Below are 17,600 nucleotides of genomic sequence, written 5' to 3'. Positions count from 1 at the left end.
CCGAACTCCTACAGCAGGTCTTCGTACTGGGGGCAGAGGGTGCGGATCGCGTCCTCCGCATGGGCGATGTCGCCGGAGCGGATGGCCTCCCGGGCCAGCTCGTCGTCCGTCGCCGCCGCGCTCTCGATCTTGGCGCAGGCTTCCTCGCCCGCCTCCAGGATCGCCGCCGGGTCCACGCCCTCGGGCACCCGGTCCTTCAGATACGTCTTCTCCTTCTCGGAGAACTCGCCCTCGGCGGGCTCCAGATCCTCCTCCGGCACCTTCTCGGTGTCGTCGGCCCTCTCCTCGTCCGCCGGGCCCGGGTCCTTCGTGGCGCGGTCGTCCTCCTGCTGGGACACCGGGGGCTTCGCGGCCGCGCCGTCCTCGTCGTCGCCGCCGCTGCAGCCGGCCAGGGCCAGGACGGCGGCCGCCGCGGCGGCCACCGTCGCGAGCGCCGCCCGGGACCTCCGTGTCGTACGGGCCGGCATCAGCCCGCTCCGAACGTCAGCGTGAGCTTCGGCGCGTACGAGGTCTCGCGCGCCCGCACCCACCAGGCGTCGGTGCCGTCGCTGGTCAGCGCCACGTCCAGGGTGTCGCCCAGTGAGCCGCTGAGCTGGGCGGCGGAGAGCGACGCGGTGTAGTCGGTGTCCAGCTCCGTCGCGCCGGTGAACGTGCCCAGCACCGTGGACGACAGAGCCGGCCGGGTCGCGTACGTCACCTCCGACTCCGACCAGGCGCCGGTGACCGGCTGCACGCTGACGGTGTCCGGGGTGCCCGCGCTGGCGTCGTTCGTCGTGCGCAGCGTCAGCTTCGCGGACTTCAGCGTCATGCCGCTCGGCGCCTGCGGCAGCGAGAACCGCAGGTAGCTGAGGTACGGGGAGGTCTTCCTCACCAGGAGCTGGTTGTGCGCGCCGTAGTTGGTGCTCGTCGCCGAGCCGTTGACGTAGGCGTCGGCGGTCGTGGTGCGCTCGACCGTCGTCTCGGACGGCGTGCCGGGCGTGGTCACCGTCACCGCCGCGGACTTGGCGGTGGTGTTGCCGACGGCGTCGCTCGCGGTGATCTGGTAGCTGTACGACGTGCCGGGCTTGACCGTGCTGTCGGTGAAGGAGCCCTGGGGCAGCGTCCAGAAATTGGAGTCCAGAGTCGGCTTGGTCTCCAGCGCCTCGCCGTTGCGGTAGATCGTGTACGTCAGCTTGCTGTCGTCGCGGTCCCAGCCGGCCTTCCAGCGCAGCCGCACGCCGCCGTCGACGTTCGCCGCCGTCACGCCGGTGGCGCCGGCGACGGGCTTGCGGGAGTCGGGGGTGTTGGCGAAGCGGACCAGGCCCTGCTGGAGCTTGTTGCCGTTGGACTGGATCCGGGTGAACTCGCCGCCCACCCACATGTAGTCCTTGCCGCCGCTGGACGAGGTGACCATCACGCGCGGGCCGATCTGCTCGGTGCCGGACGGGCCGTCGTCGGTGTCGGGGAACCAGGAGAGCAGCGGCTTGGGGTTGTCCACGGACTCGGCGAGCAGGTGCTGCCGCTCGTTCAGCTCCGGGAACTGGCCCATGCTGCTGCAGTTGTGCGCGTGCGAGACGCTGTACAGCACGTCCTTGTAGACGGTGACGTCCTGGGTGGCGCCCAGGCAGGTGTCGCGCCAGCGCTGGGTGAAGGTGCTGTTGAGGTTCATCGCGAGCCGGCCGTCGAAGACGCCGCCGCCGTGGCCCTCGTGCGCGGTGTAGATGCCGGACCCGTCGATGTGGATGCCCTTGACGAGGGAGTTCCAGTGCAGCTCGTACGGGTTGTTCTGGTTGTTGCTCACGCCCTTGAAGGCCCGTACGGTCGCGCCGGTGTCGGCCCGGACGACGGCCAGGCCGTGCACGCTCGCGTCGCCGTTGAGCCCGTTGAAGTCGCCGCCGACCACCACGTGCTGCCCGTTCGGGGTCTCCTCGATGACGCGGCCGGCCCGGTCGGGGCCCGCGTTGGCCTTCCAGGAGTTCAGCGCGCCGGTGGTCGCGTTGACGGCCGCGAACTTCACCCGGCTCTTGCCGCGGACGGTCTTGAAGTCGCCCGCCAGGTACAGCCGGCCGCTCGCCGCGGCGTCGAGACCGTAGACCCGGGCGGAGACGGCGCCGGCGTTGAAGCCGGTCTTCACGGTGCACGACGCGATGTCGATGGCCGCGACGCGGCTGCGCGAGACGCCGTTGACGGTGCCGAACTCGCCGCCCGCGTAGAGCGTCTTGCCGTCGGGGGAGACGGTCAGCGCGCGTACGGTCGCGGTGCCGGAGCCGATCGTGAAGTTGAGCTTGCAGTCCGTCGGCTCACCGGTCGCCGCGTTGAAGGCGGCGAAGTTCGCGGCCTTCGTCTCGCTGGTGCCGGCCGCCGCGCCGGGCGGGCGGATGGCGGAGAACGTACCGCCGGCGAAGACCACGCCGTTCGACTCGGCCATGGACCAGACCACGCCGTTGGTCTGCCAGGTCGACAGGTCGTCCGCGGTCATCGCCACCGGCGGCGTCACCGCCTCGGCCTCGGGCGAGGAGTACGTGACGCCGACCGTCACGAGCGTGCCCGTCACCACCGCGAGGGCGACGCCGAGCGCCCCCCACTTCCGCGTCCTTCTGTGCTTGTGCATGTGCCCCCCTGGGCCGTCGTCCCCTGCGGCCGCGCGTCGCGAGTCCGGGGAGAGAGTATCCGGTTACCTGTCGATCCTGACGGTGGCGCCGGCGAGTTCGGCGTCGAGCGCCCCGATGTCCGCCTCCACCATGATCCGTGCCAGCTCCGGCCACTTGACCTGCGGCTTCCAGCCGAGCAGGTCGCCTGCCTTCGAGGCGTCTCCGATGAGCGCGTCGACCTCGCTGGGGCGCTCGTACTTGGGGTCGAAGCGCACGTACTCCGTCCAGTCGAGGCCCGCGGCGCCGAACGCGGCCTCCAGGAACTGGCGGACGCTGCCGGCCTCGCCGGTGGCGACCACGTAGTCGTCCGGCACGTCGCGCTGGAGCATCAGCCACATCGCCTCGACGTACTCCGGGGCGTAGCCCCAGTCGCGTACCGCGTCGAGGTTGCCCATGTAGAGGCGGTCCTGGAGACCCGCCCTGATCCTCGCCACGGCGCGGGTGATCTTCCGGGTGACGAAGGTCTCACCGCGGCGCGGCGACTCGTGGTTGAAGAGGATGCCGTTCACCGCGAAGAGGCCGTACGCCTCCCGGTAGTTCACCGTCGACCAGTAGCCGAAGACCTTGGCGCAGCCGTACGGGCTGCGCGGGTGGAAGGGGGTCCGCTCGTTCTGCGGCGGCGGGGCGGAGCCGAACATCTCCGAGGACGACGCCTGGTAGAGCCGGGTGTCGATGCCCGCGGCGCGTACCGCCTCCAGCAGCCGCATGGAGCCGAGGCCGGTGACGTCCGCGGTGTAGAGCGGGGCGTCGAAGGAGACCCGGACGTGCGACTGGGCGCCGAGGTTGTAGACCTCGTCGGGCGCCAGGTCGCGCAGCAGGTTCACCAGCGCGACGCCGTCGGAGAGGTCCGCGTGGTGCAGCACCAGGCGGCGTCCCGGTTCCTGCGGCTCCTCGTAGATGTGGTCGATGCGCTCGGTGTTGAACGACGACGAGCGCCGCACGAGACCGTGCACCGTGTAGCCCTTGGCGAGCAGCAGTTCGGCGAGGTACGAGCCGTCCTGGCCGGTGACGCCGGTGATGAGGGCCGTCTTGCCCATGGGATCCTTCCCCCTGATCATTCCGCCGGATGGCAGAATTCGTACTTATGACGCCATCGAACGAACTGTCCTCGCCCGCGGGCGCTGACGGACTCCCGCCCGCCGCCCGGAGCTTCCTCCCGCCCGGCGCGCGCGTCTTCGTCGCGGGCCACCGCGGTCTGGTCGGCTCGGCCGTCGCCCGCCGGCTGACCGCCGACGGCTACGACGTGGTCACCCGCACCCGCGCCGAGCTGGACCTGCGCGACGCGGAGCGGACGGCGGCCTGGCTGGCGGCAGTCCGGCCGGACGCGGTGGTGCTGGCCGCGGCCAAGGTCGGCGGGATCATGGCGAACAGCCGCTTCCCGGTGCAGTTCCTGGAGGACAACCTGCGCATCCAGTTGAGCGTCATCGCCGGCAGCCACGCGGCGTCCGTACGGCGGCTGCTCTTCCTCGGCTCCTCGTGCATCTACCCCAAGCTCGCCGGCCAGCCGATCCGCGAGGACTCGCTGCTGACCGGGCCGCTGGAGCCGACGAACCAGCCCTACGCGCTGGCGAAGATCGCCGGCATCGAGCAGGTGCAGGCGTACCGCAGGCAGTACGGCGCGGCGTACATCTCGGCGATGCCGACGAACCTGTACGGCCCCGGCGACAACTTCGACCTGGAGACGAGCCACGTCCTGCCGGCCCTTATCCGCCGCTTCCACGAGGCACGGGAGACGGGCGCGGAGGAGGTCGTGCTCTGGGGCACGGGAACGCCCCGGCGGGAGTTCCTCCACGTGGACGACCTGGCGGCGGCGTGCCTCACGCTGCTGCGGGGCTACGACGCGGACGCTCCCGTGAACGTCGGCTGCGGCGAGGACCTGACGATCCGCGAACTGGCGGAGACCGTACGGGACGTCGTGGGCTACCGGGGCCGCATCGCCTTCGACACGAGCCGCCCGGACGGCACGCCGCGCAAGCTGCTGGACGTCTCCCGCATCACGGAACTGGGCTGGCGCCCGGAGATCGGACTGCGGGAGGGCATCGCGGCGGTCTACGAGGACTGGCGTAAGCCCTGAGGGGCCGCGCCCCTCAGCGACCCCGCGGCGGGGATCCGAGGGGCCGCGCCCCTCGGGCACCCCGCCCGCCGCCGCGGCTTCGCCGCGAGCGGCTGGGGCGGGCGCCGGCCGCGCCGCCTCAACGGCCGCGCGACGCACGCAGAGTGGTGTCCCGCGTCTCAATACGCCCCCCGGCCGTCGACGACCGCGCGCAGGGTGCGGGCCATCACGTCCATGTCGTGGGCGAAGGACCAGTTCTCCACGTAGTGCAGGTCGAGCGCGATCGTCTCGTCCCAGGTGAGGTCCGAGCGGCCGCTGACCTGCCACAGGCCCGTCATCCCCGGCTTCACCGCCAGCCGGCGCAGCTCGGTGTCGCTGTAGCGGGCGACCTCCTCCGGCAGCGGCGGGCGCGGGCCGACCAGGGACATCTCGCCGCGCAGCACGTTGAACAACTGCGGCAGCTCGTCCAGTGAGCTGCGGCGCAGCACCTCGCCGACCCGCGTGACCCGCGGGTCGCGGCGGATCTTGAAGATCGGGCTGCCGTCGTGGTCGTTGACCACCGACAGCGCGGCCTTCTGCTGCTCCGCGTCCTCGACCATGCTGCGGAACTTCCACATCGTGAACGGCGCCCCGCCCCGCCCGAGGCGGGTCTGCCTGTGGAACACCGGCCCCGGCGACGTGAACCTCACCGCCGCCGCGATCACCGCGAACACCGGCGCCAGCAGCACGATGCCGATCGCCGCGGCCACCCGGTCGCTCAACGCCTTGAGCGTCGACTGCGCCCCCCGCCGCAGCGGCGGCGCGATGTGCAGCAGCGTCAGGCCCGCGACCACCGACAGCCGCAGCCGCCGCTCCGCGACCTCCGCGATGCCCGGCAGCACGGCCAGCGGCAGCCCCGCGTCGTGCAGCGCCCAGGCCAACTGCCGCAGCCGGGCCGCCGGCAGCAGCGGTCCGGGAGCGGCGAGGACCAGCTCGGCGCCGTGCTCCCGGGCGGCGGCCAGCACCGCCTGGGCGTCCCAGCCCGCCCGGTCCGAGGGGACCGGGCCCAGCCGGGCGGCCTCCGGGGCGCCGCAGGACAGCGGCGCCTCGCCGACCGGGACGACACCGACGACCACGTACTCGTGGTCCGTACGTGCCGCCAACCGGCCGACGACGTGGTCGGCGGTGGCCGGCTCGGCGACCACCAGCACGCGCCGCACCGCCTGGCCCTCCCGCCGGGACGCGACGAGATGGTGGTGGAGCAGCTTGGCGGTGACGACGGTCAGCACCAGCGCAGGCAGCAGCGCGAGCAGCGCCGGCTGTGGTTCCGCCGCGCTGTCGGCGGTGAACGCGCGGACGACGGCGAGCACGCCGAAGAGCAGGAGCCAGTCCTGCAGCAGCGGCACCACCGCGCCCGACTCGCCGAGCTGCCGCGCGGAGTAGCGGCGCCGCGCGGCCCGTACGGCGAGCCAGCCCCCGGCGGCCAGCGCGGCGCAGTGCGCCGGATACGGCTGCCGGGTGGTGAGGAAGACGAGCACGACGGGGATCGCGATCCCCGCCGCGTCGGTGACGAGGGCAGCCGGCAAGTACCACGCCGGCTTCGCTGCGGCGGAGCGGACGCGGGTCCCGCGTCTCGGCTCCGCCGTCATGATCCCGGTATCGGCTACTCCGATACGCCGCATGTTCCCCCCTGGCACATCGCGACTGATGAGGCGCACGCGATCCTCCCCTGATCGACGCGCGCCCTTCGCTCCCGGAACTTTAGGCCAGATTTGCGTAGAACGCCCATGGTTCGTGCAAAATCGGCCTAGATGTAGCGAGCTTCACACCAGGTCTGCGCCGTGCCGCGGCTTGCACCGTGCGGCTCACGACGTACGACTCCCGAGAAGGGCCGAGGGATGTACGGAGTTTTGCGGCAGTTTCGATTGCCTACGGCATCCCGTCACGCACCCCGCTTCCGCAGCCGGAGCACGTTCCAGGATACGCACGGCAGTTCGGCCTCAAGCTCGCCGTCTGCGCTGATCCGCGTGGTGCTGAGGGACCGCGGCAGCACCCGCCCCGGATCCGTCTCGGTGTTCGCCGCGTCCGGGTCGTCGTCGGCGAGGACCAGGTGTTCGATCACCGAGTACCCGTCCGCACCGCCGTCCTTGCCGAACCCGCGCAGCGCGACGGACAGCCGCAGCGGCTCGTCCTGGGCCCGGTTGACGGCCAGGATCGTCAGGTCGCCGCTCTCCTCGTCGTACGTCACCACGTGGTCGAGCGCGGGGACGTCGCCGTGCCGGGGGGTCTCGATCCGCGAGCCCGTGCGGTCCGCCTCGGTGCGCAGCACCGTGCCGCGTGCGAACCGGGCGGCCTGCGCGAACGGATGGAAGACGGTCTGCCGCCAGGCGGGACCGCCGGGCTCGCTGCGGATCGGCGCGATGACGTTGACGAGCTGCGCCAGGCAGGCCACGGCGACCCGGTCGGCGTGCCGGAGCAGGGTGATGAGCAGGGAGCCCACGACGGCCGCGTCGGTCACGGAGTACGTGTCCTCGATGAGCCGCGGCGTCTCTGCGGTGGCCAGGTTCCGCTCGCCGGGGAAGCGGGCCGCGTACCAGACGTTCCACTCGTCGAAGGAGAGCCGGATCCGCTTGTCCGCTCGGCGTACGGCGCGGACGTGGTCGGCGGTCGACACCACGTCGGAGATGTACTGGTCCATGTGCGCGCCGGAGGCGAGGAAGCTCGCGCGGTCTCCGTCGAGTTCCTCGTAGTACGCGTGCAGCGAGAGATAGTCGACCTCGTCGTAGGTCTCCTCCAGCACCTCGCGCTCCCAGGTGCCGAAGGTCGCCATCTGCGCGTTGGAGCTGCCGCAGGCGACCAGCTCGATCGACGGGTCGACCTGGTGCATGGCCTTGCCGGCCTCGGCCGCCAGCCGGCCGTACTCGCGCGCCGACTTGTGCCCCGTCTGCCACGGGCCGTCCATCTCGTTGCCCAGGCACCACAGCCGCACCCCGTGCGGCTCGGTGACGCCGTGCTTGATCCGCAGGTCGGACCAGGCGGTGCCGCCGGGGTGGTTGCAGTACTCGACGAGCGCGCGGGCGGCGTCGATGCCGCGGGTGCCGAGGTTGACGGCCATCATCGGTTCCAGACCCAGCCCTCTGGCCCAGGTGAGGAACTCGTTGGTGCCGACCTCGTTGGTCTCCACCGACCGCCAGGCGAGGTCGAGCCGGCGCGGCCGCTCGGCGACCGGGCCGACGCCGTCCTCCCAGTGGTAGCCGGAGACGAAGTTGCCGCCGGGATAGCGGACCAGGCCGGTGCCCAGCTCGCGGACGAGCGCGGCGACGTCGCCGCGGAAGCCGGCGGCGTCGGCGGTGGGGTGGCCGGGCTCGTAGATCCCGGTGTAGACGCAGCGGCCCATGTGCTCGACGAACGTTCCGTACAGGCGCGGGTCCACCTCGCCGATGACGAACTCGGGGTCGACGGTGAACCTGGCGGTGTGCGGCATGCGGTGCCTTTCTCCGGGGGCGTTGACAGTGGTTCTCGGGGGGGTACGGGCCTACTTCAGGCCCGTACCGGCGATGCCCTCGACGATGCGGCGCTGGAAGAGCGCGAAGACGACGAGCAGGGGGATGGCGCCCAGCACGGCGGAGGCCATGAGCTGCGCGTACGGGATGCCGAAGGCGTCCTGTACGGAGTTGAGCCCGACCGGCAGCGTCATCATCTCCGGGTCGGTGACGACCAGCAGCGGCCAGAGGAAGTTGTTCCACACGGCCACGAAGACGAAGATCGTCACGGCCGACACGGCGGGCCGCGAGACGGGCATCACGATCTGCCCGTACGTGCGGAGCCAGCCGGCGCCGTCGGCGCGCGCGGCCTCGATCAGCTCCCTGGGGATGCCGTCGAAGAACTGCTTGAAGACGAAGACGGCGACGACGTTCGGCACCTGCGGCAGGACCACGCCCCAGTACGTGTTGAGGAGGCCCACCTCCTGGAGCGCCAGGAACTGCGGGATCATCAGCACCTGCATCGGGATCATGATCCCGGCGAGCAGCAGCAGGAAGACCCCGCGGCGGAAGCGGAAGCGCACCTGGGAGAGGCCGAAGGCGGCGAGTGAGGCGGTGACGACGGTGAGCACCGTGGTCAGCAGCGAGACGATGAAGCTGTTGGCATACCAGTAGGGCAGCTTGCCCTTGTCGAAGAGGTCCTCGTACGCCGCGAAGGTGGGGTTCGAGGTGAACCAGGAAGCCGGGTCGACGGCTATCTCGTCGGCGGGACGGATGGATATCGCCGTCGCGAACAGCAGCGGCACCAGCCACAGCAGCGCGAAGGCGACGAGGACGCCGAGCGCGACGCGGTTGAAGAGCTTCTCGGCGTCGTAGCCGCGGCGGGGCGCGGGGTCCTTCGCTTCTGCGCGGGCGGGCGCGGCGGCGGTGGCGGCGGGGCCTTCTTTGGTGTGGGCCATGGCTCAGCTCTCCTTCTCTGCCCGGCGGACGAGGAAGAACCAGACCAGGGAGATCAGCAGGATGACGAGGAAGAGGAAGAGGGAGACGACCGAGGCGTAGCCGGTGCGGCCGTCGGTGAAGCCGGTGTCGACGATGTACTGCAGCGTGGGCCGGGTGGAGCCGTCGGGGCCGCCGGCGGTCATCATGTAGATCTGGTCGAAGACCTTCAGCGAGGCGACGATCTGGAGCACGGTGACGAGCGTCGTCGTCCGCCCCAGCATGGGGATGACCACGTGCCGGATCCGCTGCCAGGGCCCGGCGCCGTCCATGGCGGCGGCCTCGTGCACGTCGCGGGGGATCTCCTGCAGACCGGCGAGGTAGAGCACGAAGTTGAAGCCGATGGTCCACCAGACGGTGACGCCGGCCAGCGACCACATCGCCCAGCTGGGATCGCCGAGCCAGGACGGCGGCGAGCTGACGCCGAGGGTCTTCAGCCAGTCCTGGGCCAGGCCGGTCTGGTCGGCGAGCACGCCCCACATGAAGATCAGGGAGACCGACGCGGACGGGATGACGTACGGCGCGAAGAAGGCGAAGCGGATGAACCACCGGCCGCGTACGAACCGGTCGGCGAGGATCGCGAGACCCAGCGCCAGCAGCACCAGCGGGATGGTGGTGAGCACGGTGAACCACAGGGTGTGCTTCAGGGTGCGCCAGAACTCGGAGTCGCCCAGCACGTCCGCGTAGTTGGAGAAGCCGACCCAACTGCCGAAGCCGTCGCGCAGCAGGCTGCCGTTGAAGAAGCCCGCCACGAAGGTGTAGAGGAGCGGACCGAGGAGGAAAACGATGTAAAAAAGCGCGAACGGCGCGACCAGGGCCGGGCCCGCGAGCCGGCCGCGGGTTTCGCGGGGGCGTGACCGGTCGGGGGTGAGGGCGCCGGTGCCGACTGTGCTCGCCACGGGGATGCCTTTCGTTCGAGGGGGTGGGGGCGGCGGGGGTCAGATCGGGGACTCGACGTCCGCGAGCGTGCGCAGCTCCTCGCGGACCCGGGCCGCGGCTGCGCGCGGCGTCGACCGGCCGGCGAGCGCGGCGCTGACCGCGTCGCCCACCCGGTTCTGCAGATTGCTGCCCGCGCCGCCGTACCAGGCGACGGGGTCGTAGACGGCGCCCTCGGCGGCTTCGGTGTAGTGGGACTGGGGCGTCAGCTCCCGGTACGCGGCCGAGCGCTGGGTCGGCAGCCACGCGGGGACGTGCCCGCCCTCCGCCCACAGCTTGCTCTTCGCCAGCAGCGAGGCGGTGAACTCCAGCGACAGGTCGAGGCGGCCGTCGTCCTGCTTCGGCTGCCGGGGCAGCACCAGGGCGTGGCTGTCGGCGAAGCAGGCGTACGGGGCGTCGTCGAAGATCCGCGGCAGGGGCCGCATGTCGAACTTCGCCCCCGAGTCCAGGACGGCGACGATCTGCCACACGCCGTCCATCAGGAACCCGGCCTCGCCGGTGGTGAGCAGGGTGATGGCGGCCTGCCCGTTGGCGCCCGTGGGTATCAGCTTCTCCTTGCCCAGGCGCTGGATGTACGCGAGCGCCTCCTCGGCGGCGCCGAGGTCGACCGTCACGGTGGCGCCGGCGTCGCCGACCAGCGGCCGGCCGCCGAGCTGGGTGTAGAAGGACAGGAACATGCGGAACTGGGTGGCGGTGTCCTTGATCGAGGCGACCGAGCCGCCCCAGACGCCGGTGACCTCCTTCGCGGCGCGCAGCGCGTCGGCGAACTTGTCCGCGCCGTCGATGTCGACCAGTTCGCCGCCGTCGAGCAGGCCGGCCTTCTCGGCGACGTCGGTGCGGAAGTACAGCGCGAAGGGGTGGGTGTCGATCGGGATGCCGTAGAGGCGGTCGTCGACGTGGGACTTGCGCCAGGGCTTGGTGTCGAACTTCTCCGGCGTCATGCCCTGCTTGGCGAGCGCGTCGGCGGGCAGCTCGCTGAGCAGCCCGGCCTGGGCGAGCACCGGCAGCTTCGACAGGTGCGCGATGGCGACGTGCGGGGGGCGCTCGCCGATGGTGGCCAGGCTCAGCTTGGTGTAGTACGGGTTGCCCCAGACGAAGGTGGTCGCCCGCAGGGTGCTGTCGGGGTGGTCCTTCTCGTACAGGTCCTGCATGGCGACCATGCGTTCGCCGTCGCCGCCGGTGAAGGGGTTCCAGAAGTTCAGCCGGTCCGCGGGGGGTTCGCCGCCGGTGAAGCCCTGGGCGATGGTGGTGCCGCAGCCGGTGAGCGCCGCGGTGGCGGCGGCGCCCGCGGCGAGGCCCGCACCGCCGCGCAGCAGGGCGCGGCGGGAGGGTGCGTACGGGGCTGCAGGTGTGCCGCGGGCGGGGTCGGGGGCCGGGCGGCCGGGGGAGTCGAGGCGTCGGAGCATGGCGGATGTCCCTTTCCGCGGCGAACTTGTACAACGTTGTAATGCGCTCTTGGTGGAACGTTGTATATCGCCGTGCGCACCACGTCAACAGCCCGCGCAGAAGGCGTAGGGTGTGCGCACCAGAACCTCGGAGGAAGCGGGAGGAAGCCGTGCCCGGGGCCCGCCTCAAGGACGTCGCAGAGCGCGCCGGTGTCTCGATCAAGACCGTCTCGAACGTGGTCCGCGGCGCCGCGCGCGTCGCCGAGCCGACCCGCGAGCGCGTGCTGCGCGCCATCGACGAACTCGGCTACCGCCCGCACGCCTCCGCCCGCCATCTGCGCACCGGCCGCAGCGGGGTCATCGCGCTTGCCGTACCGGAACTCGTCGCGCCCTACTTCGCGGAGCTGGCCACCTGCGTCATCGCCGCCGCCAAGGAGAGCGGGCAGACCGTCCTCATCGAGGTCACCGACGGTGATCCGGCGGAGGAGCTGCGGCTGGCCTGCGGCCTCGGCGACCCGCTCATCGACGGCGTGCTCCTCAGCCCTCTCGGCCTGGACCAGACGGCGCTCGCCGCCCGCGAGCGCCGCGTCCCGCTCGTGCTGCTCGGCGAGCGCGACTACGAGGTCCCCGCCGACCACGTGCTCATCGACAACGTCGCCGCCGCCCGCGACGCCACCCGGCACCTCGTCGGCCGCGGCCGCCGCCGCATCGGCGTCATCGGCTGGCAGCACGACGACCGCACGACGGCCACCGCCCTGCAGCGCATGCAGGGCCACCGCGAGGCGCTGGCCGAGGCGGGCCTCGCATACGACCAGGCGCTGGCGCCCGCCGTGGGGTCGTACACCCGGGCGGGCGGGGCGGCGGCCATGCGGGAGCTGCTGGCGCTCCGGGAGCCGCCCGACGCGGTGTTCTGCTTCACCGACATGATGGCGTCGGGCGCGATGCGCGTCGCGCACGACGAGGGCCTGGCGATTCCGGCCGACCTCGCGGTGGTCGGCTTCGACGACATCCAGGAGGCGCGGTACATGGTGCCGTCGCTGACCAGCGTGGCGCCCGACAAGCAGGAGCTGGCCAGGCTGGCGGTGAAGGCGCTGCTGGCGCGGATCGAGGGCCCGGCGGAGGCCCCGCCGACGACGCTGCTGGCGCCCTACGAGCTGGCGCTGCGCGAGTCGAGCGCCCTGCCGCAGGACCGGCCGTAGCGGAGTCGGCGGGGTCGCGGCGTGCTACGTCAGCAGCCCGTCGATCTCCGCCATTTGCGCCGCGGTCAGCGGGCCCGCGGCCAGGGCGCCCGCGTTCTGCGCCGCCTGCGCCACCGTGCGGAAGCCGGGGATCGGGACCGTGTGCGGGCTGCGGGCCCAGATCCAGGCCAGCGCACCCTGCGCCACGGTGCGCCCGCCGGAGGTGAGGATGTCGCGGATCGCCTCGATCCGCGGCAGCCACCCCGGCGCCACCCGCCCGTCCGCGCCGAAGTACGTCAGCCACGCCGGCGGCGTCGCCCGGATGTCGCCGGCGCCGACCCGCGAGCCCGCGTCGTACGCGCCGGAGAGCAGCCCCATCGCCAGCGGGCTGCGGTTGACGCTGGCGAGGCCGCGCTCCGCGCACAGCGCCAGCATCTCCGGGGCGTCCTCCAGCACGTTGAGCCGGTGCTGCACCGCCGCGCAGTGCGGGCCCTCGGCGAACGCCGCGGCGCGCGCGGGGTCGTCGGTGCTCCAGGCGTACGCGCGGATCAGCCCCTCGCGGACGAAGTCCTCGCACGCCTCGCGCAGTTCCGCCGCCTCCGCGAAGCCGGCGTCGCCGATGTGCAGTTGGTACAGGTCGACGCGGTCGGTGCCGAGCCGGCGCAGCGAGTCGGTCAGTGCCCGGCGTGCGTAGCCGGGGGAGAGGTCGCGGGAGAGCAGCGTCCTGCGGTCGGCGTCGAAGACGTTGCCCCACTTCGTGGCGATGACGACGTCGTCGCGGCGGCCCGCGAGCGCGCGGCCGAGCACGGTCTCGCTGTGTCCCGTGCCGTAGACGTCGGCGGTGTCGAAGAAGGTGACGCCGCCGTCGAGGGCGCGGTGCACGGCCCGTACCGACTCGTCGTCGTCCACCTTGCCCCAGCCCAGCGGGTCGCCCCCGGCGTCCCACCACTCGCCGCCGATCGCCCAGCAGCCGAAGCCGAGAGCGCTGACCTCGATGCCCGTACGTCCCAGAGTCCGCTTGTCCATGGTCACGACCATGCACCCTCGAGTGCACTCCAGCGCAAGGGGGGCACCGGCCGGGCGGGTCAGGCGGTCAGCGGGTCCGCGGGCTCCAGGGCGCGGAAGAGGTCCGTGTTGAGGGTGAACGCGCGGCGGCACTCCTCGACCACCCGCTGCTTCTCCAGGTCGTCCACCGGCAGCTCGTCCAGCAGCCGGCGGTAACCGCGCTTGTACGCGGCCGGATTGGGCACGCCCTCGAAGACGTGGAAGCGCACGCCGTCGCCCGCTGCGCTCCCTCTAGGGAGATGCTTCCCCGAGTCAGTGGTGCCCGGCGCTGCGCCGGTATCACCCGGGTGGTCCCGGGCATGCTCACGGGAGGGTCAGCACCTCCGCGCCCGACTCCGTCACCACCAGCGTGTGCTCGAACTGGGCGGTGCGCCTACGGTCCTTGGTCACCACGGTCCAGCCGTCGTCCCACATGTCGTACTCGTGCGTCCCGAGGGTCAGCATCGGCTCGATCGTGAACGTCATCCCCGGCCGCATCACGGTCGTGGCGCGCGGGTCGTCGAAGTGCGGGATGATCAGGCCGGAGTGGAAGGCGGTGTTGACGCCGTGGCCGGTGAAGTCGCGCACGACGCCGTAGCCGAAGCGCTTGGCGTACGACTCGATGACCCGGCCGATGACGTTGACCTGCCGGCCCGGGCGGACCGCCTTGATGGCGCGGTTCAGCGACTCGCGGGTGCGCTCGACCAGCAGCCGGGAGGTCTCGTCGACCTCGCCGACGAGGTACGTGGCGTTGTTGTCGCCGTGCACGCCGCCGATGAACGCGGTGACGTCGAGGTTCACGATGTCGCCGTCGCGCAGCACCGTGGAGTCCGGAATGCCGTGGCAGATCACCTCGTTGACCGACGTGCAGAGCGACTTGGGAAAGCCCCGGTAGCCGAGGGTGGAGGGGTACGCGCCGTGGTCGCACAGGTACTCGTGCGCCACCCGGTCCAGCTCGTCCGTCGTCACCCCGGGCGCGATGTGCTCCGCGGCGGCGGCCATCGCCCGCGCGGCGATCCGCCCGGCGGTACGCATCCGCTCGACGGTCTCCGCGTCCTGGACCTCCGGTCCGGTGTAGGGCGCCGGTCCCTTCTTCCCGACGTACTCGGGGCGGGGGATGGCGGCGGGAACGGCGCGGGGCGGGGAGAGCGTACCGGGCGCGAGCAGCGACGACTGGCCAGACATGGATCCGAGTCTATCGGCGGCGGATCGGGCACGATGGGCGGCGGCAGACGCGCAGACACGCCGCAGATGAGGAGCGAGATGGCGCTGTTCAAGAAGAAGACGGCGGGCAAACCGGGCGAATGGTACTACTGCCTGGAGCACAAGAAGGTCGAGGAGGGCCCGCAGTGCCGGGCCCTGAACCGGCTCGGGCCGTACGCGACGCCGGAGGAGGCGGCGCGGGCGATCGAGACGGCGGAGGCGCGCAACGAGGAGTGGGACGAGGACAGCCGGTGGAACGACGAGGGCGACCGCGGGGGCGGGCCGGGCCGCTGAGGGGGTAGAGGGCGGCGGCGGGCGGCCGTCGCCTCGGTCCTCTTCGGTCCTCTTCGGTCCGCGGCGTCACGTCGCCGGGTCCGGGGCCGGCACGCCCTCCGGGCCGCCCTTTCCCGCCTTCTCCGCCGCCGCCGCGGCGCGGCGGTCCCGCTCCCTTACCGCGTGCTCGTTCGTGCGGGCGTCGTACGTCATCAGCTTCGGCAGGCACGCGGCCAGCAGCACCACCGCGCCCGCGCACATCACCCCGCCCGACCAGATCGACGTCCGCACGCTCGTCAGCGCTGCCACCCCGCCGGAGCGGAACTGCCCGGCCACCGGGCCGACCGAGTACGACAGCAGCTCGATGCCGGCGAGCCGGCCGCGTAGCTCGTCGGGGATGGTCTGGTTCCACATCGCCGCCCGGAACACCCCGCTGACCATGTCGAACGCGCCCGCCACCATGAGCAGCAACAGCACCGCCCAGGCGTTCGGCATCATCCCCGCCGCCGTGATCGCCAGCCCCCAGCCGACCGCCGACAGCATCACCGCGCGGCCGTGCCGGTGCACCCGCCGGGTCCATCCGCTGGTGAGGCTCACCAGCAGCGAACCGGCGGGCAGCGCCGCGTACATCAGCCCCAGCGCCCACGGCGCGTCCAGGTCGTCGGCGAGGAACGGGAAGAGCGCGAGCGGGAAGGCGAAGAACATCGCCGCCAGGTCGATGGCGTACGTGCCGAGCAGCTCCTTGCGGTTCCACGCGTAGCGCGCGCCCTCCGCTATCGCGCGCAGGCTCGGCGCCACCGCCTCGCGGGCGGCGGGGGACGGGGCGAGCATCAGCGCGAGGCCGACGGAGACGGCGAACGTCCCGGCGTCCAGCGCGTACGCCCAGGGCAGCCCGGCGTACGCGACGATGAAACCGGCGAGCGCGGGGCCGGCGATGCCGCCGAGCTGCCAGCGCAGGGAGTTGAGCGCGGCGGCGGCGGGCAGGTGCTCGTGCGGCACGATGCGCGGGACGATCGAGTCCAGGGCCGGGCGCTGGATGCCGGTGAGCGCGCTGGTGAGCGCGGCGACGACGTAGAGGGGCCAGAGCATCGGCTCGGGCAGCAGGCTGTTGAGGAGCAGGACGGCGGAGACGAGGCCGAGCCCCGCCTCGCTGTAGAGGATCAGCTTCCGCTTGTCCATGGCGTCGGCGAGGGCGCCGCCGTAGAGCCCGAAGACGATGAGCGGGACCAGCTCGACGGTGCCGATGGCGCCGACCGCGAGGGCGGAGCCGGTCAGCTCCTTCACCTGCACCGGGAGGGCGACGAAGGTGAGGAAGCTGCCGAAGGCGGTGATGAGGCCCGCGACCCACATGAGGCGGAAGTCGCGCGAGGCGTGCCAGGGGGCGAGGTCGGGGAGGAGGTCGCGGTAGGCGCGGGATTCGTCGGCCACGAGGGGCCATGGTCGGGTGGGCGGGGGGCGGGCCGCAAGAGAATTACGGCGGGGGCCGGCCGGCCGGCTGGCGGTTTGGTGGTCGGTCGGGCTACCAGCGGGGTGGGGGCGGGGAGGACAGCACCTCGGCGAGGCGGGCGAGGCGGTGGCGGAAGCCGGAGCGGGCGGAGGCGGCGGGCGGGTCACCGTTCTCGCCGGCGGCGGCGCTGACGAGGTGCTGGACGGTCTCCAGGTCGATGTCGCCGCTGTCGCCGGGGACGGTGAGCAGTTCGTGGGCGAGGCCGGGCAGTTCGGCGGAGCCGCCGTCGAGCACGAGCACCGCGGCGCCGGCGCGGCGGGCGTCGCCGACGCGCTCCAGCAGCGCGTCGCCGGGCTCGTCCGGGGCGACGACGAGCAGGGTCTCGCGGCGGCCCGCGGCCTCCAGCCGGCCGAGCCCGACGCCGAGGTGGGCGGGGCCGGAGGCCGGGACCCGGTGGCGTACGAGGGTGGGGGAGAGGGCGGGGAGGCCCGACCAGGCGGCTTCGTCATCGAGGTGGGCGGCGAGGTGCCACGGCTCGTACGCGGCCGTCCCCACGAGGAGCAACCCACCGCCCTGCGCCTCGACGGCGCCCCGCAACACCCCGGCAAACCGCCGCGCGGCTCCGGGCCACTCGGTCCCGGCCAGCACTTCCCGCAGCAGGGCCACCCGCACGGCATCCATACCGGGGGATGCTGCCGCACCCGTCCGCCACCCCGCCGCGAAACCCTGCGGGGCTCACCGTTTCGGGTCTGGCCGATGGGAGGGGTCTCGGGGGCTTCGCCCCCAGACCCCGACCGGGGGCTTCGCCCCCAGACCCCGACCGGGGGCTTCGCCCCCAGACCCCGACCGGGGGCTTCGCCCCCAGACCCCGACCGGGGGCTTCGCCCCCAGACCCCGACCGGGGGCTTCGCCCCCAGACCCCGACCGGGGGCTTCGCCCCCAGACCCCGACCGGGGGCTTCGCCCCCAGACCCCGACCGGGGGCTTCGCCCCCA

Annotated in this window: 15 protein-coding genes and 1 pseudogene; 3 read left to right on the top strand and 13 right to left on the bottom strand. The window is 72.6% G+C overall.

All coding sequences use genetic code 11. From position 1 onward, the window contains the following. Positions 1-8 precede the first annotated feature (8 nt). The 3 genes from FB457_RS10980 to gmd form a co-directional block, all read right to left on the bottom strand. Positions 9-467: a hypothetical protein gene (locus FB457_RS10980; protein ID WP_047015421.1), complete on the bottom strand. Its 459-nt coding sequence runs from the start codon at positions 465-467 to the stop codon at positions 9-11. Beyond that, positions 467-2,590 (bottom strand): CBM96 family carbohydrate-binding protein, encoded by a 2,124-nt coding sequence (locus FB457_RS10975; protein ID WP_047015420.1) that lies wholly within the window; start codon positions 2,588-2,590, stop codon positions 467-469. The genes FB457_RS10980 and FB457_RS10975 overlap by 1 nt, the downstream gene beginning before the upstream one ends. A 63-nt stretch (positions 2,591-2,653) precedes the next feature. Continuing rightward, positions 2,654-3,667 carry a GDP-mannose 4,6-dehydratase gene (gmd, locus tag FB457_RS10970; protein ID WP_047015419.1) on the bottom strand — a complete coding sequence of 338 codons (1,014 nt, stop codon included), beginning with the start codon at positions 3,665-3,667 and terminating at the stop codon, positions 2,654-2,656. 47 nt (positions 3,668-3,714) lie between these two features. On the opposite strand from gmd, the gene FB457_RS10965 reads away from it, so the two are divergent. Beyond that, a complete protein-coding gene (locus FB457_RS10965; protein ID WP_047015418.1) occupies positions 3,715-4,704 on the top strand; it encodes a GDP-L-fucose synthase family protein in 990 nt (329 codons plus the stop codon). A 158-nt stretch (positions 4,705-4,862) separates the two neighbouring features. Here FB457_RS10965 and FB457_RS10960 read toward each other — a convergent pair whose 3' ends face one another. The 5 genes from FB457_RS10960 to FB457_RS10940 all read right to left on the bottom strand — a co-directional run bounded on the left by FB457_RS10960 (position 4,863) and on the right by FB457_RS10940 (position 11,482). Then, positions 4,863-6,344 (bottom strand): sugar transferase, encoded by a 1,482-nt coding sequence (locus FB457_RS10960; RefSeq protein ID WP_052770243.1) that lies wholly within the window; start codon positions 6,342-6,344, stop codon positions 4,863-4,865. 260 nt (positions 6,345-6,604) lie between these two features. Next, a complete protein-coding gene (gene arfA / locus FB457_RS10955; RefSeq protein WP_145781684.1) occupies positions 6,605-8,146 on the bottom strand; it encodes an arabinosylfuranosidase ArfA in 1,542 nt (513 codons plus the stop codon). A gap of 51 nt (positions 8,147-8,197) precedes the next feature. Further along, entirely contained in the window at positions 8,198-9,103 is a 906-nt protein-coding gene (locus tag FB457_RS10950; RefSeq protein ID WP_047015415.1) for a carbohydrate ABC transporter permease, read from the bottom strand. Between the two features lie 3 nt (positions 9,104-9,106). Further along, the gene (locus FB457_RS10945; protein WP_047015414.1) at positions 9,107-10,039 is read right to left on the bottom strand and encodes a carbohydrate ABC transporter permease; all 933 of its coding nucleotides are present in this window, start codon (positions 10,037-10,039) and stop codon (positions 9,107-9,109) included. 39 nt (positions 10,040-10,078) lie between these two features. Continuing rightward, positions 10,079-11,482 carry an extracellular solute-binding protein gene (locus FB457_RS10940; RefSeq protein ID WP_145781683.1) on the bottom strand — a complete coding sequence of 468 codons (1,404 nt, stop codon included), beginning with the start codon at positions 11,480-11,482 and terminating at the stop codon, positions 10,079-10,081. A gap of 149 nt (positions 11,483-11,631) precedes the next feature. Here FB457_RS10940 and FB457_RS10935 point away from each other — a divergent pair, with 149 nt between their 5' ends. Continuing rightward, positions 11,632-12,660 carry a LacI family DNA-binding transcriptional regulator gene (locus FB457_RS10935; RefSeq protein ID WP_047015412.1) on the top strand — a complete coding sequence of 343 codons (1,029 nt, stop codon included), beginning with the start codon at positions 11,632-11,634 and terminating at the stop codon, positions 12,658-12,660. A gap of 24 nt (positions 12,661-12,684) precedes the next feature. Here FB457_RS10935 and FB457_RS10930 read toward each other — a convergent pair whose 3' ends face one another. The 3 genes and pseudogenes from FB457_RS10930 to map all read right to left on the bottom strand — a co-directional run bounded on the left by FB457_RS10930 (position 12,685) and on the right by map (position 14,868). Next, the gene (locus tag FB457_RS10930) at positions 12,685-13,677 is read right to left on the bottom strand and encodes an aldo/keto reductase (protein WP_047015411.1); all 993 of its coding nucleotides are present in this window, start codon (positions 13,675-13,677) and stop codon (positions 12,685-12,687) included. Between the two features lie 47 nt (positions 13,678-13,724). After that, positions 13,725-13,922: pseudogene (locus tag FB457_RS10925) on the bottom strand (biliverdin-producing heme oxygenase); the annotation flags it as partial. A gap of 85 nt (positions 13,923-14,007) precedes the next feature. Next, positions 14,008-14,868: a type I methionyl aminopeptidase gene (gene map, locus FB457_RS10920; protein ID WP_047015409.1), complete on the bottom strand. Its 861-nt coding sequence runs from the start codon at positions 14,866-14,868 to the stop codon at positions 14,008-14,010. 78 nt (positions 14,869-14,946) lie between these two features. On the opposite strand from map, the gene FB457_RS10915 reads away from it, so the two are divergent. Then, the gene (locus FB457_RS10915) at positions 14,947-15,180 is read left to right on the top strand and encodes a hypothetical protein (protein ID WP_047015408.1); all 234 of its coding nucleotides are present in this window, start codon (positions 14,947-14,949) and stop codon (positions 15,178-15,180) included. Between the two features lie 66 nt (positions 15,181-15,246). Here the strand turns inward: FB457_RS10915 and FB457_RS10910 are convergent, their stop codons facing one another. Together FB457_RS10910 and FB457_RS10905 are read right to left on the bottom strand one after the other, a co-directional pair. Further along, positions 15,247-16,587: an MFS transporter gene (locus FB457_RS10910; RefSeq protein WP_047015407.1), complete on the bottom strand. Its 1,341-nt coding sequence runs from the start codon at positions 16,585-16,587 to the stop codon at positions 15,247-15,249. A gap of 91 nt (positions 16,588-16,678) precedes the next feature. After that, complete coding sequence (locus FB457_RS10905; RefSeq protein WP_047015406.1) at positions 16,679-17,287, bottom strand: hypothetical protein; 609 nt, start codon at positions 17,285-17,287, stop codon at positions 16,679-16,681. Positions 17,288-17,600 lie beyond the last annotated feature (313 nt).

It is taken from the genome of Streptomyces sp. CNZ287, from assembly GCF_007827615.1.
This window is presented reverse-complemented; position numbering and strand designations above follow the sequence as displayed.

What these genes read in the sequence shown, in the direction of transcription:
- FB457_RS10980 (WP_047015421.1), bottom strand. Translation starts at nt 467, where the DNA reads ATGCCGGCCCGTACGACACGGAGGTCCCGGGCGGCGCTCGCGACGGTG.
- FB457_RS10975 (WP_047015420.1), bottom strand. Translation starts at nt 2,590, where the DNA reads ATGCACAAGCACAGAAGGACGCGGAAGTGGGGGGCGCTCGGCGTCGCC.
- gmd (WP_047015419.1), bottom strand. Translation starts at nt 3,667, where the DNA reads ATGGGCAAGACGGCCCTCATCACCGGCGTCACCGGCCAGGACGGCTCG.
- FB457_RS10965 (WP_047015418.1), top strand. Translation starts at nt 3,715, where the DNA reads ATGACGCCATCGAACGAACTGTCCTCGCCCGCGGGCGCTGACGGACTC.
- FB457_RS10960 (WP_052770243.1), bottom strand. Translation starts at nt 6,344, where the DNA reads ATGCGGCGTATCGGAGTAGCCGATACCGGGATCATGACGGCGGAGCCG.
- arfA (WP_145781684.1), bottom strand. Translation starts at nt 8,146, where the DNA reads ATGCCGCACACCGCCAGGTTCACCGTCGACCCCGAGTTCGTCATCGGC.
- FB457_RS10950 (WP_047015415.1), bottom strand. Translation starts at nt 9,103, where the DNA reads ATGGCCCACACCAAAGAAGGCCCCGCCGCCACCGCCGCCGCGCCCGCC.
- FB457_RS10940 (WP_145781683.1), bottom strand. Translation starts at nt 11,482, where the DNA reads ATGCTCCGACGCCTCGACTCCCCCGGCCGCCCGGCCCCCGACCCCGCC.
- FB457_RS10930 (WP_047015411.1), bottom strand. Translation starts at nt 13,677, where the DNA reads ATGGTCGTGACCATGGACAAGCGGACTCTGGGACGTACGGGCATCGAG.
- map (WP_047015409.1), bottom strand. Translation starts at nt 14,868, where the DNA reads ATGTCTGGCCAGTCGTCGCTGCTCGCGCCCGGTACGCTCTCCCCGCCC.
- FB457_RS10915 (WP_047015408.1), top strand. Translation starts at nt 14,947, where the DNA reads ATGGCGCTGTTCAAGAAGAAGACGGCGGGCAAACCGGGCGAATGGTAC.
- FB457_RS10905 (WP_047015406.1), bottom strand. Translation starts at nt 17,287, where the DNA reads ATGGATGCCGTGCGGGTGGCCCTGCTGCGGGAAGTGCTGGCCGGGACC.